The organism is Streptomyces sp. NPDC005799 (assembly GCF_040630525.1).
Classification (GTDB): Bacteria; Actinomycetota; Actinomycetes; order Streptomycetales; family Streptomycetaceae; genus Streptomyces; species Streptomyces griseorubiginosus_B.
Genome location: NZ_JBEXXQ010000057.1, coordinates 57504 through 74177 on the forward strand (window position 1 = coordinate 57504; position 16674 = coordinate 74177).

The 16674-nt window shown below is 72.4% G+C and carries 14 protein-coding genes, 4 tRNA genes and 1 other RNA gene; 10 read left to right on the top strand and 9 right to left on the bottom strand.

Annotation, left to right across the window (positions count from 1 at the left end):
• Window positions 1-255: 255 nt before the first annotated feature.
• From ABZ453_RS40300 to ABZ453_RS40335, 8 genes are all read left to right on the top strand, one after another.
• Window positions 256-573, top strand: a complete 318-nt coding sequence (locus ABZ453_RS40300) for an Lsr2 family protein (RefSeq protein ID WP_133049042.1) — start codon at window positions 256-258, stop codon at window positions 571-573.
• A 123-nt stretch (window positions 574-696) separates the two neighbouring features.
• Window positions 697-768: transfer RNA gene (locus tag ABZ453_RS40305), tRNA-Gly, on the top strand.
• 80 nt (window positions 769-848) lie between these two features.
• Window positions 849-921 (top strand) — tRNA-Gly (locus ABZ453_RS40310).
• Between the two features lie 139 nt (window positions 922-1060).
• A complete protein-coding gene (locus ABZ453_RS40315; protein ID WP_359023288.1) occupies window positions 1061-1993 on the top strand; it encodes an ABC transporter ATP-binding protein in 933 nt (310 codons plus the stop codon).
• Window positions 1994-2085: 92 nt separating this feature from the next.
• Window positions 2086-2829: an ABC transporter permease gene (locus ABZ453_RS40320; protein ID WP_359023310.1), complete on the top strand. Its 744-nt coding sequence runs from the start codon at window positions 2086-2088 to the stop codon at window positions 2827-2829.
• Between the two features lie 15 nt (window positions 2830-2844).
• Window positions 2845-4095 (top strand): histidine kinase, encoded by a 1251-nt coding sequence (locus tag ABZ453_RS40325; RefSeq protein ID WP_359023290.1) that lies wholly within the window; start codon window positions 2845-2847, stop codon window positions 4093-4095.
• A complete protein-coding gene (locus ABZ453_RS40330) occupies window positions 4092-4706 on the top strand; it encodes a response regulator transcription factor (protein ID WP_359023292.1) in 615 nt (204 codons plus the stop codon). Before ABZ453_RS40325 ends, ABZ453_RS40330 begins: the two co-directional genes overlap by 4 nt.
• 23 nt (window positions 4707-4729) lie before the next feature.
• Window positions 4730-4802 (top strand) — tRNA-Gly (locus ABZ453_RS40335).
• 91 nt (window positions 4803-4893) lie between these two features.
• Here ABZ453_RS40335 and ABZ453_RS40340 read toward each other — a convergent pair.
• The 6 genes from ABZ453_RS40340 to ffs all read right to left on the bottom strand — a co-directional run bounded on the left by ABZ453_RS40340 (window position 4894) and on the right by ffs (window position 14136).
• The gene (locus ABZ453_RS40340; RefSeq protein WP_359023294.1) at window positions 4894-5793 is read right to left on the bottom strand and encodes a phosphoribosylaminoimidazolesuccinocarboxamide synthase; all 900 of its coding nucleotides are present in this window, start codon (window positions 5791-5793) and stop codon (window positions 4894-4896) included.
• Window positions 5794-5900: 107 nt separating this feature from the next.
• Window positions 5901-7403, bottom strand: a complete 1503-nt coding sequence (locus tag ABZ453_RS40345) for a N,N-dimethylformamidase beta subunit family domain-containing protein (RefSeq protein ID WP_359023295.1) — start codon at window positions 7401-7403, stop codon at window positions 5901-5903.
• Between the two features lie 169 nt (window positions 7404-7572).
• The gene (locus tag ABZ453_RS40350) at window positions 7573-9402 is read right to left on the bottom strand and encodes a hypothetical protein (RefSeq protein WP_359023311.1); all 1830 of its coding nucleotides are present in this window, start codon (window positions 9400-9402) and stop codon (window positions 7573-7575) included.
• A gap of 397 nt (window positions 9403-9799) precedes the next feature.
• A complete protein-coding gene (gene purD / locus ABZ453_RS40355; protein ID WP_359023297.1) occupies window positions 9800-11050 on the bottom strand; it encodes a phosphoribosylamine--glycine ligase in 1251 nt (416 codons plus the stop codon).
• Between the two features lie 290 nt (window positions 11051-11340).
• The gene (locus tag ABZ453_RS40360) at window positions 11341-13983 is read right to left on the bottom strand and encodes a DNA polymerase III subunit gamma and tau (RefSeq protein WP_359023298.1); all 2643 of its coding nucleotides are present in this window, start codon (window positions 13981-13983) and stop codon (window positions 11341-11343) included.
• A 54-nt stretch (window positions 13984-14037) separates the two neighbouring features.
• Window positions 14038-14136: signal recognition particle sRNA small type (ffs, locus tag ABZ453_RS40365), an RNA gene on the bottom strand.
• Window positions 14137-14208: 72 nt separating this feature from the next.
• On the opposite strand from ffs, the gene ABZ453_RS40370 reads away from it, so the two are divergent.
• Window positions 14209-14296, top strand: a tRNA-Ser gene (locus ABZ453_RS40370).
• 67 nt (window positions 14297-14363) lie between these two features.
• On the opposite strand, the gene ABZ453_RS40375 is transcribed toward ABZ453_RS40370, so the two are convergent.
• Window positions 14364-14687, bottom strand: coding sequence for a hypothetical protein (locus ABZ453_RS40375; RefSeq protein WP_359023300.1), 324 nt, complete (start codon window positions 14685-14687; stop codon window positions 14364-14366).
• A gap of 255 nt (window positions 14688-14942) precedes the next feature.
• On the opposite strand from ABZ453_RS40375, the gene ABZ453_RS40380 reads away from it, so the two are divergent.
• Window positions 14943-15425 carry a copper-binding protein gene (locus ABZ453_RS40380; protein WP_359023302.1) on the top strand — a complete coding sequence of 161 codons (483 nt, stop codon included), beginning with the start codon at window positions 14943-14945 and terminating at the stop codon, window positions 15423-15425.
• A gap of 24 nt (window positions 15426-15449) precedes the next feature.
• On the opposite strand, the gene ABZ453_RS40385 is transcribed toward ABZ453_RS40380, so the two are convergent.
• Window positions 15450-16229 (bottom strand): DNA-formamidopyrimidine glycosylase family protein, encoded by a 780-nt coding sequence (locus ABZ453_RS40385; RefSeq protein WP_359023304.1) that lies wholly within the window; start codon window positions 16227-16229, stop codon window positions 15450-15452.
• A 65-nt stretch (window positions 16230-16294) separates the two neighbouring features.
• Window positions 16295-16674, bottom strand: a 380-nt coding sequence (locus ABZ453_RS40390; protein WP_359023306.1) for a Beta-galactosidase C-terminal domain, incomplete at its 5' end; no start/stop codon positions are given.

A 16674-nucleotide genomic window follows, 5' to 3' on the forward strand; every position in this document is an offset into this window, starting at 1 on the left:
TGAGCAGGTTCCTGCAAGTGGTTTCAGACTACCCGCACAAAATTTCTACGCGCGTCGACTTGTAGGAAGCTACGTGACCGCTGTCACGATCCGGCGACGGCGGGGGCGCTCACCAAATTTTCCGGGAAAGATACGCGATCGACAGCCGACAGCTATTGCGCTCGGACACGCGGAAGGATTTAGTCAGACTTCACAATGCATTGTCGGGCGCTGTACAAATGAATTGGCAAGTGCCGTACGAAGGGACCGATATTCGTGGCGCAGAAGGTCGTGGTCACTCTCTTTGACGACATCGACGGCTCGGAAGCGGCGGAAACGATCGCCTTCGGACTCGACGGCAAGTCGTACGAGATCGACCTGAATCAAGCCAATGCCAAGAAACTGCGTAAGGCGCTCGCGCCCTACGTGGAGGCCGGCCGCAAGCGGTCGAAGTCGGGCAAGGCCTACCGGCAGACGGAGGTCGCCCCCGATCCGGCGGCCGTCCGGGCCTGGGCCCAGGCCAACAAGATGGACGTGCCCGCTCGCGGCCGCATCCCCAAGAAGGTCTACGAGGCCTTCAGCGAGGCCCAGTAGCCGCCGGCCGACGACCGGTCAGCCGCCCCTCGGCGGAACCGACTTGCGCTGCACCCCTCCTGGTCAGCTAGAGTCTGGAGCACGCCGAGGGGCAAGGCCGAAAAGCCCGGCTCCGAAGCACATGCGGGTGTAGTTCAGTAGTAGAACATCCCCCTTCCAGGGGGAAGGCGCAGTGTGCAATTCCTGTCACCCGCTCTGCACCGCCGGTCGGACCACTGTTGTGGATCAGGTAGGCTGGTGCTCGCGCCGATCGGTGGGAGCCGGTCGGAGGCAATGCGGACGTAGCTCAGTTGGTAGAGCGCAACCTTGCCAAGGTTGAGGTCGCGAGTTCGAGCCTCGTCGTCCGCTCTTCAATGAAGGCCCCGGTCATCAGACTGGGGCCTTTGTCGTGCTCGACCGTCAAGCGCGGTCCGCCTCTGACATTTGTCATGCGGAGTGATGACAGCGCGCACTGCTCCCCGCGTACGGGCGCCGGGACGCTGGTGCCATGGACACGAACGAACACGTGATTGAGGTCACTGACCTGCGGCGTGTGTACGGGGGCGGGTTCGAGGCGGTGCGCGGAATCACCTTTTCCGTGGACCGCGGCGAGATCTTCGCGCTGCTCGGCACCAACGGCGCGGGCAAGACGTCCACGGTCGAGCTGCTGGAAGGGCTCGCACGGCCGGCCGGCGGCCGGGTGCGGGTGCTCGGGCACGATCCCCACGGTGAGCGGGCCGCCGTGCGGCCGCGCACAGGGGTGATGTTGCAGGAGGGCGGCTTCCCTCCCGAGCTGACCGTCGCGGAGACAGCACGGATGTGGGCCGGGTGCGTGAGCGACGCGCGGCCCGAGCGGGAAGCGCTGGAGCTGGTCGGGCTGCGGCGGCGGGCGGACGTACGGGTGAAGCAGTTGTCCGGAGGTGAACGACGGCGCCTGGATCTCGCGCTCGCGCTGCTCGGGCGCCCCGAGGTGCTGTTCCTGGACGAGCCGACCACCGGGCTGGACGCCGAAGGGCGCCGGGACACCTGGGAGTTGGTGCGCGCCCTGCGGGACGCGGGGACGACGGTGCTGCTCACCACGCACTATCTGGAAGAGGCCGAGGGGCTCGCCGACCGGCTGGCGATCCTGCACGAGGGGCGCATCGCGGCGACGGGGACACCGGCCGAGGTGACCGCCCGGCAGCCCGCCCGGATCTCCTTCCGCCTCCCCGACGGCTGGTTCCTCGGCGACCTGCCACCCCTTGCCGAACTGGGGGTGTGCGGCCACGAGACGGACGGGGACGTCGTACGGCTGCGCACCCGGGAACTGCAGCGCGCGGCCACCGGACTGCTGACCTGGGCCGAGGGCGCACGGGTGGAACTACGCGACCTGGACGTGCGCTCGGCGTCGCTGGAGGAGGCGTTCCTGGGGATCGCGCGCGAGCAGGGGGTGGCGGCGTGAAGGGGCTGGGCGGCATGGAGGCACTGAGGGAACGGACGGTCGGTGGAGGTGGGCGGGCCGGCCGGGTGGGGGCGGCGGGTTCCGGGCGGCGGATGCGGGCCCTGGCCCGGGCCGAACTCACGCTGCTCGGGCGCAACCGTGGCGCGGTGGTCACCGCGTTGCTCGTGCCGCTCGTGCTGCCGTTCAGTGTGCGGCCCGCGGTCGATCAGCTGGACCTCAAGGCCGAGGGGCTGAACATCGGCGTGGTGACGCTGACGGCCGCGATCGGGTTCTCCTTCCTGTTCGCCGTGTACACGTCCCTGGTCGGCGCGTACGTCGCCCGCCGCGAGGAACTGGTCCTCAAACGCCTGCGCACCGGCGAGCTCGACGACACCGAGATCCTGGCCGGCACCGCGCTGCCCGCCGTCTGCCTCGGCCTCGCGCAGGCGGTCGTCCTCACCGTCGGCTGCGCGGTGCTGCTGCATCCTGGGGCGCTCAGGGCGCCGTACCTGACCGTCCTCGGGATCCTGGCGGGTCTGGTGCTGTGCGCCGCGTTCGCGGCCCTCACCGCCTCCGTCACCCGGACCGTGGAGAGCGCGCAGGTCACCGCGCTGCCGCTGGTGCTCGTGTCCATGATGGGCTCGGGCATCGCGATCCCGGCCCAGGTCCTGCCCGACCGGCTCGCGGCCGTCTGCGAACTCCTGCCCCTGTCCCCGGCGATCCGGCTCGTCCAGGGCGGCTGGACCGGGCGGTTGAGCGCCTACGAGGCCCTGGGCGCCGTCGCGACCGCCCTGGCCTGGAGCGTGGTGGCGGTGTTTGCTGTACGGCGGTGGTTCCGCTGGGAACCCCGGCGCTGAGGGAACGGGGGAGCCGTGTTCGGGCGGATACGGGGCTGGCAGCGGCGGCACTGGCGGGATCGGAGCAAGGCCGAGCGGGTCGAACTGCAGAGCGTGCTCAGCTGGTACGTGACCACGTGGCTCTTCTCCTTCTCCTGGCTGGCGCTGCCGCTGGTGGGCGGGATCGCCCAGCGCCCGGTGCCGCTGGTCGCCGGGGGACTGCTGCTGCTCGTGAGCGCCCTGCAGTGCGCCGAGGCCAACCGGCTCACCCGGGCGGTGCTCGACCACTACCTGGGCCGGGCGGACCTCCCGCCGCGCGCCCTGCGCCCCGCCGCCGTCCTCCTCGCCCTCGCGCTGGCCCTGCCCCTGGTGCTGGCCGCGCTGGGCGGCACCGACGCGATGGCGATCCGGCTCGCCGTCGGCGCCGCGCTGCTGCCGTTCGGACTGCTGTACGGGCTGGCGCTGCCGCTGCGGATCTTCCTGCGCCGGTCGGCCGTGCTCGCCGTGGTGCTCATGGCCGCGTTCGCCTGGACCGACCCGGAGCCCGCCGGCATCCTCATGGTCGGCGTCCTCACTGTCCTCGGCACGCTCTTCTCGCTGATCGGCTGCCGTTGGGGCGCCTGGACGCTGTCGGTCCTGTGGGAGGCGGAGCGGGGCCGCGAGGTCCAGGCCCGGCTCGCGGTCGCGGAGGAACGGCTGCGGTTCGGCCGGGACCTGCACGACGTGATGGGGCGCAACCTGGCCGTGATCGCACTGAAGAGCGAACTCGCCGTGCAGCTGGCCCGGCGCGGGCGGCCCGAGGCCGTGGACCAGATGATCGAGGTGCAGCGGATCGCGCGGGAGTCGCAGCGGGAGGTACGGGATGTCGTACGGGGGTACCGGGAGGCCGACCTCGGGGTCGAACTGGCAGGTGCGCAGGGGGTGTTGAGCGCCGCCGGGATCGAGTGCGCGGTGCGCGGGACGGATGTCGCGAGGCTGGATGCGCAGGTGCAGGGGGTGTTGGGGTGGGTGGTGCGGGAGGCCACGACGAATGTGCTGCGGCACGGGGACGCGGCGCTATGTGACATATCACTGAACGTTGAACGAGATCGTGTGGTGCTGACCGTGCAGAACGACGGGGCGTCCGCCCCCACGCCCGGACGGGGGTCCGGACTCGCCGGGCTGCACGAGCGGTTGTCCGCGGTGGGCGGGACGCTGGAAGCGGGGCCGGTCGGCGACGGCCGGTTCCGGGTGGTGGCCGAGGTGCCGTTGAGCGCGAGTGAGAGTGTGAGCGAGGTCACCGCATGACGGCCGTCGTACGACTCCTCCTCGCCGACGACGAACATCTGATCCGGGGCGCGCTCGCCGCGCTGCTCTCCCTGGAGGACGACCTCGTCGTGGTCGCCGAGGCCGCGAGCGGTCCCGAGGCGCTGGCCATGGCCCGCGCGCACGCACCGGACGTGGCCGTCCTCGATCTCCAGATGCCCGGCGCGGACGGTGTGAAGGTCGCCACATCACTGCGGGCCGAACTGCCCGGCTGCCAGGTTCTGATCGTCACCAGTCACGGGCGGCCCGGGCATCTGAAGCGGGCGCTCGCGGCGGGGGTGCGCGGCTTCGTGCCGAAGACGGTCAGTGCCCAGCGGCTCGCGGAGATCATCCGCACGGTGCATGCCGGGAACCGCTACATCGACCCGGAGTTGGCCGCCGACGCCATCGCCGCCGGGGACTCCCCGCTGACCGCGCGGGAGGCCGAGGTGCTGGAGCTCGCGGCCGACGGAGCGCCCGTCGCGGAGATCGCCGAGCGGGCCGCGCTGTCGCAGGGGACCGTACGGAACTACCTGTCCTCGGCCGTCTCCAAGCTGGGGGCGGAGAACCGGCACTCGGCCGTGCGTCTCGCGCGGGAGCGGGGTTGGGTATAGTTGCTCTCGCGCCACGGCGCAACGCGGACGTAGCTCAGTTGGTAGAGCGCAACCTTGCCAAGGTTGAGGTCGCGAGTTCGAGCCTCGTCGTCCGCTCAGGATCAGGGCCCCGGTCATCGACCGGGGCCTTTGTCGTGCGTCCGCGGAGGTACGGCCCCGGTTGCCGGCCGGGGCCTTTGTCGTGCGGTCAGCTCCAGCTGGTGCCCGTCAGACGCTCGTACGCCTCCAGGTACTTGGCGCGGGTCCGCTCCACAACCTCCTCGGGCAGCGGCGGCGGGGGCTGCTCGCTCTTGCGGTCCCAGCCCGAGGCCGGCGAGGTCAGCCAGTCCCGTACGAACTGCTTGTCGTACGACGGCTGCGGGTGCCCCGGGTCCCACTCCTCGGCCGGCCAGAAGCGGGAGGAGTCCGGGGTGAGGACCTCGTCCGCGATGACGAGGGTGTCCCCGTCGAAGCCGAACTCGAACTTGGTGTCCGCGAGGATGATCCCGCGCTCACGGGCGATGTCCCGGCCACGGGCGTAGACGGCGAGGGTCGCCTGGCGCAGCCGGGCGGCGGTGTCGGCGCCGACCTGGCGGGCGACCTCCTCGTAGGAGACGTTCTCGTCGTGCTCGCCGACGGCGGCCTTGGTGGCCGGGGTGAAGATCGGGGCGGGGAGTTCGCTGCCGTCGACCAGGCCCTCGGGGAGGGCGAGACCACAGACGGTGCGGGACTCGTCGTACTCCAGCAGGCCGGAGCCGGTGAGATAGCCGCGGGCGACGGCCTCCACCGGGATCATCTGCAGCGGCTTGCACACCAGGGTGCGGCCGGCCCATTCGGCGGGGGCGCCGGCGGGGAGTTCGGTGCTCAGGACGTGGTTGGGGATCAGATCGGCGATCTGGTCGAACCACCACAGGGACAGCTGGGTGAGGACCCGGCCCTTGTCGGGGATGTCGGTCGGCAGCACCCAGTCGAAGGCGGAGATGCGGTCGCTGGCGACCATCACGAGGTCGCCCGCCTCGTTCTGGTACAGCTCGCGCACCTTGCCGGTGTGCAAGTGCACCAGGCCCGGAACCTGGAGCGGCTCGGGCTTTTCTACGAATCCGGACACGGTTCCTCCCCGTGGTTCTGTCCAATGGCTCGATTCTCCCGTATGCCGGGGATCGCCCCAGGACTGGGGTGGCTTCCGATGGGGCGGTGACGTGGGCTTACGTGAGCTCAGTCACGTTTGCAGATGCGGTCCAGGAGGTTGGCGGTGGCGCGCTGGACTCGTTCGTCGACGTGGCCCGGACGGTCCAGGGACGGGGACCAGGCGAACGTTCCGGACGCGAAGACGAGGGCACCGGAGGGGGCGCGGTAGAGGGACGTCTCCTGGTGGCGCAGGACGCCCTCGGCGTCGGTGTAGGGGGAGTGCGCGAGCAGGACGCGGTCCTCGTGCTCGGGCAGGGGGGTGCGCGGGAAGTAGCGGTCGGCCTCGCCCGCGACCAGGCCCTCGATCTCCTCGCCCTCGTGCGCTCCGGTGGCGTCCCACAGCCAGTGGTCGGCGTTGCGGACGATCAGCGGGTGCGGCTCGGGGACCCGGCCCGCGTACTGGATGCCGACCAACTGCTGTTCGGGGCGGTCGACTTCGCGCCACAGCACGGGCTTGCCGGGGCCCTTGCGTTTTCGGCAGGTCAGCAGGCGGTCGGGGACGCCGGACGGGGAGGGGCCCAACTCCACCTGCCAGTACATGGTGTTGGCGGACAGGAAGACGAGGGAGGTGCCGCTCTCGCGGGCCAGCTCGACGGTACGGCGCATGCCGGTCGACCAGTACTCGTCGTGGCCGGGGAAGACCAGGCCGCGGTAGCGCGTGGGGTCCACGCGGCCGGCGTGCAGGTCGCGGGCGTCGGCGTAGGCGAGGTCGTAGCCGTAGCGCTCGGCGAAGCGGATGAAGTCGTAGGCGTGGCCGACGTGCAGGGGCAGGCCGGCGCCGGCGTACGGGCGGTCGAAGGAGACCGTCGTCGCCGCGTCCGACTCGCCGAGCAGCCGGCCCTGTTCGTCCCAGGCGTGGTAGAGGCTGGCGCCGGTGCGGCCGTCCTCCGGGTAGAGGTTGTACGCCTGCCAGGTCACGTCGGGCAGCAGCAGGAGCAGGTCGGCGGGGTGGTTGTCGCGGACCGTGAAGGGGATGTGGGAACGGTAGCCGTCGGCCGTGGTCAGGACGGCGACGTACGCCCCGATGCTCCAGTGGCTCGGGATCTGCAGCCGCCAGGACAGCCACCAGTGGTGGCAGGAGACCGTGCGGTCCGCGGTCAGCGGCGGGGGCTGGACGATGCCCGAGAGGCGGGGGCTGGTGGTGATCTTCGAAGCGCCGACACCGCCGTAGTGGCCGATGCGGTAGATGTCCACAGCGAACTGCTGTGGCGGGTCGACCGTGACGTGGAAGTCGACGGCGTCGCCGGGGGAGACCGCGCCGGTGGAGATGAAGCCCTTGATCTGCCGGCGGACGTCGTCGGCCGAGCGGGGACCGCCTCCGGAGCGGGGCGCGGGGACGCGGGTGCCACGGGCGGGCGTTCGGGGGGAGGGCTGGGGAGTCTGGTCCACGTACCAGGGGACGACCTGGCCGGTGTCGTCGAAGTAGGTCTCCGTGCCGCGCAGCCAGGGGACCGGGCCCTGGCCGAAGGGGTCGGTCACGGCGTGCGCCAGCGCTCCGGATTCCCAGCGGCGGATCTGCTCCGACCCCATGGTCGCTCCCCTCCCTCGTGCCCCCGTGGTCGCGTGTCCTGTGCCGTATGCCCTTGCCATGTGCCCGATCGGTCCAAGCACATCACATTACGCACGCAGATGGTCACTAGTCGTTGCGAATTGGCCAGAAGTGGAATGTGGGGTTCCGGAGGTGGCGCCGTCGGGGCGGTCAGCCCAGCCGCACGGGCTTCTCCGGGCGTATGCCGGATTCGCGCAGCCAGGCCCGCAGGGGGGCGGGGTCGCCGTCCTCGACGAGGCTGAGGACGCGGGGGGTGAGGTCGGTGGCCCGTTCGCCGTTGAGGAGGAGGGTGGGGCCGTCCAGCCAGTCCAGGCCGGGGGTCGCGCCCGCGGTGTCCATGGCGGCGCAGCAGACCATCGCGGTGACGTGTTCGGTGAGCAACTCGCGGGCACTGCGCGGTGGTTGGAGCGGAAAGAGGGGGAGCGTCGCTTCGTCCCAGGGGACCGCTTCGGGAGTGGCCGGGCCGACGGGGGCGGCTGTTGCTTCCTCGCGGGAGAGCTGGGTGGTCAGGGCGGCGGCGAGGGTGGCGGCGGGACCGTCCGGCTCGGGCTCGCCTTCGTCCTCCTCGTCGATTCCGTCCGCACCCGAGCGACGTTCGAGGTCAGCTGCCGCCGCCCCCTGGGCGGCCAGGGCCTCCTCGCCGTCGGTGACCACGGGTCCGTGCGACAGGGGTGCCCGGGCCTCCTCACCGCCGGTGGCCCCGAGTCCGTGCGGCATCGACAGATGGTCCATGACGCGGGCCAGGTTGGGGCCCTCGGGAGGTGATGGAGCGGGCCCGGTGGTGATGCCCAGGGTGTCCAGGACCCGGTGGAGGCGGGCCGCGTCGGTGCGCCATTTGCGGTCCACGACCTCGTCCGGGTACTCCTGCCAGTCGACCGGCGACCAGTCGGGGCCGGCCTCGGGGCCGCCGTGGAAGAGGCGGGCGGCGAGCAGGGAGGCGGCCTCGTCGACCGCGCCGGGCTCCTCCAGGAGGTCGCAGGCGGGGCGCTCGCCCAGACGGGAGGCGAAGCCCTCGGCCAGACGGTCGCGGCGGGACAGCTCGGTGAGCGCCGCCACCACGCCGGCGTCCAGCCGAGAGGGCCAGCGGCCCATCCGCCAGGCGGGCAGCGCCACCCGGGTGAGCAGCCGGTCCCAGCCCGCGTAGGCCAGACCGACCTGTTCCTGGGCGACGATGCGCAGGCCGTAGTCCACAGCCTGTGCACGCTCGGCGGCCGCCGCCGCGACTCCGCGCTCCATCAGCGCCGCGTGCTCACGGCAGCCGCGCAGGAGGAAACGGGCCACCGCGCCGATCCCCGCGCACACCAGACGGGTCCCTGGACAGCGCCCGGACGACGATGCGACGGCCACGGCGGCGTCCAGACCCCGGACGAAACGGCGGGCCGCGGCTATGTCGGGATGCGCCGAGGGACCCGTACCGGCGACGACCGGGGCGAGAACCGCGCGCAGCTCGCCGACGCGCATCCACCACAGGAACGGGGAGCCGATGACGAGGACCGGCGCGGCCGGCGTACGGCGGTGGTGCGAGGCGCGGACGCCGGCTATCTCGTCCGCACGGTCGTCGGCCGGGGGCGGGCCGTGGGCCGAGTGGGTGCGGTCCTCGAGCCAGCTGTCGCAGTCCGGGGTGAGCGCTATCGCGGACGGTGCCGGGACGTCGAGCCGGTCGGCGAGGTCACGCACCATCCGGTACAGGTCGGGGGCGGACTCCTCCGCGACCGGGACCGTCGGGGTCACGGCCGGCCGGGCCCGCGCGATGACCAGCGCGACGGCACCGGCGGCCAGCAGGACCACCACGGCGACGGGGGTCACGGCCCAGCGGGCCACGTGCCAGAAGGAACCCACCAGATGCCCCGTGAAACCGCCGGCCAGCAGGATCACGGCGAGGGCGGCGGGGAGCAGGGCCACGGCCTGCGCACGGCTGCGGACGCGCAGCACGGCGAGAGCCCTCGAGCGCGCTGCCTGCGCGCCCGCTTCCACGCCCATCGCGGTACCGGTCACGACCGGAGCTCACCCCCTCCCTGACTGTCCCGGCCGGCTGGCCGTCTGGCGTTGCCCACTCCCCCACTGTGGCACCCGCCACTGACATCGCAATGCCGGTGGGCCAAGTGCCGGAACGCTTGCGCCGCACCCTAGTTGGGGCCCCCGCCCTCGTCAGCCGGATGGGGCACCGGTCACTCGATGGAATGGCTTTGGTCAGAGGTGGATGACGGTCAGCGAGGATCAGGCCCCGGTTATTGACTCAAGTTCGAATTCGCCGCCGGGTGCCTTCGGGTTGGCCGCCGGATGCTCTCGGGTTCGTTTCGCGGGGCGGGGACGCATTCAGGCCCCGCATCCGAAGACGGACACGGGGCCTGGAGGGTTCATCCGGACGTACGGCCGGTCAGGCGCCCGCCGCCTTCGCCGCGATGTCGGTGCGGTGCTGTGAGCCGTCGAGGCGGATGCGGGCCACGGCCCGGTAGGCGCGGTCGCGGGCCGCGGTGAGGTCCTTGCCGGTCGCCGTGACCGACAGGACGCGTCCGCCCGCGCTGACGATCGCGTCGCCGTCGCGCTTGGTGCCGGCGTGCAGGACGTAGGCGTGCGGGGCGTCCTCGGCGGCGACCGCGTCGAGGCCGGTGATCGGGTCGCCGGTGCGCGGGGTGCCGGGGTAGTTGTGCGAGGCGACGACCACGGTGACCGCGGCGTCCTCGCTCCAGCGCAGGGGCTCCAGGTCGGCGAGGGTGCCGTTCGCGGCCGCTAGGAGGACGCCGGCCAGCGGGGTCTTCAGCCGGGCCAGGACCACCTGGGTCTCGGGGTCGCCGAAACGGGCGTTGAACTCGATGACCCGGACACCACGCGAGGTGATCGCGAGGCCGGCGTAGAGAAGACCGGAGAACGGGGTTCCGCGGCGGCGCATCTCGTCCACCGTCGGCTGCAGGACCGTCTGCAGCACCTCGTCCACGAGCTTGGGGTCGGCCCACGGAAGCGGGGAGTACGCGCCCATGCCGCCGGTGTTCGGGCCCTCGTCGCCGTCGAGGGCACGCTTGAAGTCCTGGGCCGGCTGGAGCGGGAGGACCGTCCGGCCGTCGGTGATCGCGAAGAGGGAGACCTCGGGACCGTCCAGGAACTCCTCGATGACCACGCGCTCGCAGGAGTTCGCATGGGCCCGGGCGGTGTCCAGGTCGGCGGTGACGACGACGCCCTTGCCCGCCGCGAGACCGTCGTCCTTGACGACGTAGGGGGCGCCGAAGGCGTCGAGGGCGGTGTCGACCTCGTCGGGGGTGGTGCAGACGTACGACCGCGCGGTGGGGACACCGGCGCCCGCCATCACGTCCTTCGCGAAGGCCTTCGACCCCTCGATCTGCGCGGCCTCCTGGGAGGGGCCGAAGACCGGGATCCCCGCTTCGCGCACGGCGTCGGCGACACCGGCCACGAGCGGCGCCTCGGGGCCTACGACCACGAGCTCGGCGCCGAGCTGTTCGGCCAGCGCGGCCACGGCCTTGCCGTCGAGGGCGTCGACCGCGTGCAGCTCGGCCACCTCGGCGATGCCGGCGTTGCCGGGGGCGCAGTGCAGGGCGGTGACGTCGGAGTCGAGGGACAGGGAACGGCACAGGGCGTGTTCGCGGGCGCCGCTACCGATGACGAGGACCTTCACGGGGTTCAGGGTAACCGGCGTGGCCTTGTGCGGGTTGCCGAGGGCGGGCGGGAGGCCGACCTGTACGTTCCTCCAAACGGCGCCCGGGGGCGCTCGGGCACCCTCTGGGGCCGCGCGTCAGGCGTCGCGGCTGCCCGCCCGGGGGACTGCCCGCTCAGCCCCCGCGTCGGCCGGGAAAGCCGCATGGGGCCGAACATGTCCGGTCCCGGACGGGCCGGTGCAGGCCGAGCCGCGTCGAAGAGGGCGTCGGTGAGCGGGTGGGTTCGATGCCGCGGGTGGGCTCGGTGCCGTCACTCGTTCGTGAACTCCTCCACCACCGTCGCTCCCAGTTCCCGGACGATCAGTTCGTGGCCGGAGAGGGCCGATTCGTTGAGGTCGGGGTCGTCGTCCTCGGGGATGTCGTCTTCCGGGGCGACGGGCGTGGGGGGCTCGGGTGCGGGCGGCTGGGCCGCCGGTGTGGCCGCCGCAGGGGGAGCCGGAACGGACGTGGACGCGGTGGAGGTGGTGGCCGCCGACTGCGGCGGTGCCGGGCGCTGAGCCGTCGTGGCACCGCCGTAGGAGGCACCGGTGTAGGAAGCGCTGGGGGCGCCCGTCGTGCCGTAGCCGCCTCCTCCGCCACCGCCGCCGTAACCGCCCTGCGCGCCGCCTCCGCCGTTGAAGCCGGAGGGGCCGCCGGTCGGTGCCGGGGCCGAGCCGCCGGACGGGTCGACGATCGCCTCGATCTTCCACTGCACGTTGAACTGCTCGGCCAGCGCCTGGCGCAGCACGTCCTCGCTGCCGCTGCTCGCGAAGTTGTCCCGGGCACCGGCGTTGACGAAGCCCAACTGCAAGGTCGTGCCGTCGAAGCCGGCGACCTGGGCGTTCTGGCTGAGCAGGATCCAGGTGAAGCGGCGGCGGTTCTTGACGGCCTCCAGGATGTTCGGCCAGAGCATGCGGGGGTCGAGACCGCCGCTGGGAGGCGCGTAGGCGGGCGCGGGGGACGCCGATGCCGGTGACTGCGGGGCCGGTACGGGGGTCGACGGGGCCGGAGTCGACGCGGCGTTGGGCGTGGCCGGGGCCTGACCGGCACCTGCCCCTGCCCCTGAACCGGCGCCCGCCGCGTTCGCCGTCGGCCAGCCGCCGGGACGCCGGCCGCTGCCCGCGGTGGCCGCGGTGGGCCAGGCGCCGGGTGCGGGAGCCTGAGCGGGGGCCGGGACGGGCGTCGCGGGCGAGGAGGGCTGGTGCGGAGGCTGGGTGTGCTCGGGCCGGCTTCCGGGAGGAGTCGCGCCGGGACCCGAGCCGCCGGGCGCGCCCGGACCGGTGGACTCGCCGCCCGGATCGCCAGAGGGCGCCGACCCGGACGTACCCCCTGCCGCCGGGCCGCCTGCTCCACCCCCCGGAATCTGGCCCCCAGGCACACCGGCACCGGAACCGCTGCCACTCGGCACACCACCGCCCGGCACGCCACCGCCCGGCCCGGAGCCACCCGGCATCCCAGCACCAGGCGCGCCTCCGCCCGGCGCGGAACCACCGGGACCGAACCCGCCAGGCCCGGCCCCACCCGGCACCGAGCCACTCGCCCCGGGGCCACCCGCCCCGAAGCCGCCCGGCATGGAACCCGCGGGCACGCCACCAGCCCCCGGCGCCCCCGCCCCGGAGCCCCGTACCGCCGCCCTCGCCGCGGCGGGACCGCCGCCGAGAGGCACCGGACCAGCCGCCATCGGTGCCGCATGCGCCTCCGGCCCCGGTACGTAGCCCATCGCGGGCGCGCCCGCACCCGAGCCCGCCGAGAAGTTGACGCCTCGCTCCAGGCGGTCGAGACGGGCCATGACCGAGCGTTCGTCACCGTAGGCGGCGGGGAGCAACACGCGTGCGCAGATGAGTTCGAGCTGGAGGCGGGGCGAGTTGGCGCCGCGCATCTCGGTGAGGCCCTCGTTGACGAGGTCGGCCGCGCGGCTGAGCTCGGCCGCGCCGAAGGTGCTCGCCTGCGCCTGCATCCGCTCGATGACGTCGGCGGGGGCGTCGATGAGCCCCTTCTCGGCGGCGTCCGGCACGGCGGCGAGGATCACCAGGTCGCGCAGCCGCTCCAGCAGGTCGGCGACGAAGCGGCGCGGGTCGTTGCCGCCCTCGATGATCCGGTCGACGACCTCGAACGCGGCGGCGCCGTCGCCGGTCGCGAAGGCCTCGACGACGGAGTCGAGAAGGGAGCCGTCGGTGTAGCCGAGCAGGGAGGTGGCCATGGCATACGTCACACCTTCCTCCCGCGCACCGGCGAGCAGCTGGTCCATGACGGACATCGAGTCACGCACGGAACCCGCGCCGGCGCGCACGACGAGGGGCAGGACGCCGTCCTCGACCGGGATGTTCTCCTTCTGGCAGACCTGGCCGAGGTATTCCCGCAGGGTCCCCGGCGGCACGAGCCGGAAGGGGTAGTGGTGGGTCCGCGACCGGATGGTCCCGATGACCTTCTCGGGCTCGGTGGTGGCGAAGATGAACTTGAGGTGCTCCGGAGGCTCCTCGACGACCTTCAGCAGTGCGTTGAAGCCGGCCGACGTGACCATGTGGGCCTCGTCGATGATGTAGATCTTGTAGCGGCTGGCGGCGGGTCCGAAGAAGGCCTTCTCGCGCAGCTCACGGGCGTCGTCCACACCACCGTGAGAGGCCGCGTCGATCTCGATGACGTCGATGGAACCCGGGCCGTTGCGTGCCAGGTCCTGGCAGGACTGGCACTCTCCGCAGGGCGTCGGGGTGGGTCCCTGCTCGCAGTTCAGGCAGCGGGCCAGGATCCGGGCGCTGGTCGTCTTTCCGCATCCGCGCGGGCCGCTGAACAGGTACGCGTGATTGACCCGGTTGTTCCGCAGCGCCTGCTGCAACGGGTCGGTGACATGCTCCTGCCCGATGACCTCGGCGAACGACTCCGGGCGATAGCGGCGGTACAGCGCGAGAGACGACACGCATACGAGGTTATAGGCGCCCACTGACAACCAGCCCCGCCGCCGGGACCCCGGAACGCAAGCGCCCCCCACGCACCCGCCAGAGCCAACCTACCCTTGCTGCCTTCCGGCCCTGGGGGAGTTCAGTCAGATAGCGCCGCGTGAGGGGCTGCGCACAGAGTACCCGACGTCAGCGGGTGGGAACGAGTTCGCGAGCACTCCTCTCGGTCATGTAATGTTTCCGGCGGAGGATTCGCCTAGAGGCCTAGGGCGCACGCTTGGAAAGCGTGTTGGGGGCAACCCCTCACGAGTTCGAATCTCGTATCCTCCGCCAGTGCCTCACCGGGCACGATGTCTAAGGGCCCCACCGTTCGCGGTGGGGCCCTTAGACGTTGTCCGTCTCAGCGGGGTGTGGGGCGGGTCCCGAGCGTGGCCCAGGACAGCAGGCCCGCGGGGACCGGCGCGCCGCCCAGAGCGATGACGGTGGCCGCGGCCACGCCCGTACGGGCCACTGCCGGGCAGAAGGTGACCGGATAGCTCGCCACCGCCAGGGCGGCGAGCAGGCGCAGCCGTCGCTCGGCGCCGGTGCAGGCCGCGTGCAGTGAGCGGGCGCCGCGCGAGATCGGGAACAGCAGGGTGCCGCCGAGGGCGAGACCGGCGCAGCCGATGGCCGCAGCCGGGGCGCCGGCCGGTGCAGGGAGCTCGCCGTTCCGGTCGTGCCCCACAGAACGGACGAGATGAGGATGGTTCGAAACGGGCGCACGACAAAGGCCCCTGACCGCCCTGTAGGCGTTGGGGCCGGGGGATCACACCGCCGTCAGTGCCCGCGTCCGGTCAGGCGCGGAGGGGCGGCAGAACGACGTGCCAGTGGGAGTTCACGGCTCGATCGAAGCCGCCGGGGCGGTGTCTCCGGGAGCGCGGGGTCCGGCAAACCGTCGGATCATGAACAGAGCAGCTAATCAGCAACAAAGTACCTGATCATGAACAAAGCGACCTTCGGCCTCGTACCACCCCATAAAAGCCCGAAGGGGATGATCCACGTGGTGATCTCGACCCGAGTCGCACTCCGTGCGACGGCGCTGGCGTTCTCCGCCGCGCTCTTCCTGGCCGCCTGTTCCAGCGGAAGCGGCAGCAGTGGCAGTGGCAGCTCCAGCAGCGCGGCGGGCGCGGCCAAGGCCGGGTCCGGGACACAGGTGACGGTCACCGAGACCGAGTACTCACTGAAGCTGTCCAGGAACTCCTTCACGCCCGGCACCTACACCTTCACCGCCGACAACACCGGCAAGGTCACCCACGCCCTGGAGATCGACGGGCCCGGGGTGTCGGACGTGAAGACCAAGAACCTCCAGGGCGGCGGCATGGCAGCGCTCACGGTCACCCTCAAGAAGGGCACCTACGAGCTGTACTGCCCCGTCCCCGGCCACAAGCAGCTCGGCATGGACACCCACATCAAGGTCTCCTGAAGGGTCGGCTCGGACGTCGGCCGGTCACGGCTGGCAGCGCGGGCACCACACCGTTCCCCTTCCCGCCGTACGGGACCGTCGTAGCGGGGTGCCGCAGCGTGGGCAGGTCGGGGTGCGGTCGTCGCGGTGGCCGGTGAGCCAGGAAGGGCGTGGGGGGACGCGGCCGGCGGTGACCGATGAGCGCAGGGTGCGCCGCATCTGCTCGTAGAGGCGGCGGCGGTCGGGCTCGGTGAGTTCGCTCGCCCGGATGCCGGGGCGCAGGCCCGCCCGCCACAGGATCTCGTCGGCGAGCAGGTTGCCGAGTCCGGCCACGGCGGACTGGTCGATGAGGACCGTCTTGACGGCGGCCCGGCGCTCCGAGAGCACGGTCTCGAACTCCGACCGTCCCACCGTCAGCGCGTCGGGCCCCTGGCGGGCGAGCATCCGCTCGACCTCGTCGCCGCCCCACGCCAGCCACAGCCCCTGCAGCTTGCGCTGGTCGCGGAAGCGGAGTTGGCGCCGGGCGCCCACGCGGAACAGGACCCGGTCGTGGGCCTCGGCCTCGTCCTCGGGACGGGCGCACACCAGGCTCCCGGTCATCCCGAAGTGCAGCATCAGCGTGGGGCCGCCGGTGTGCGCGAGCAGCCACTTCCCGCGCCGCTCGGACGCCGTGAACCGCCGCCCCTCCAGCGCCTCGCGGAACCCGCGCACGCTCGTCCCGTGCAGTACGCCCGCGTCCCGCACGTCGATCCGGCCGATGACCCTGCCCTGCGCGCAGGACATGAACACCTGCCGGAAACCCTCGACGTCCGGCAGCTCAGGCATGGCAACAGCACAGCACCGGGCGGCCCGGCCCGCCACCCAGGCGGGCGTCAGCGCCCCCGTACCGCTCACTCAGGCCGCAACAGCTCCCGTACCACCGCCACCTCACCCGCCGGCACGGTGACCGATCCGGTCGTGGGCTTGCCGGAGAGGAGTTCCGTCGCCTCGGGGGAGACGGGGATCTGGGCGTCGTGGTCGGTGTGGTTGATCAGGAACAGGTAGTCGGCGTGCGGGCCGCGGCGGCGGGCGACCTCCACGCCCTGCGGGGCCTCGCGCACCGTCTCCACGCCGGCCTCGGTGCGGATGCGGTCGAGGAGGGCGGCGAGGGTGGCGGGGTCGGGGTGGGTGGCCAGGTACCAGGCGGTGCCCGAGCCGTGGGCGTTGCGGGTGACCGCGGGGACGCCGGTCAGCGGGCCGTCCTGGTAGGAGGTGACCGCCTGCGCGCCCT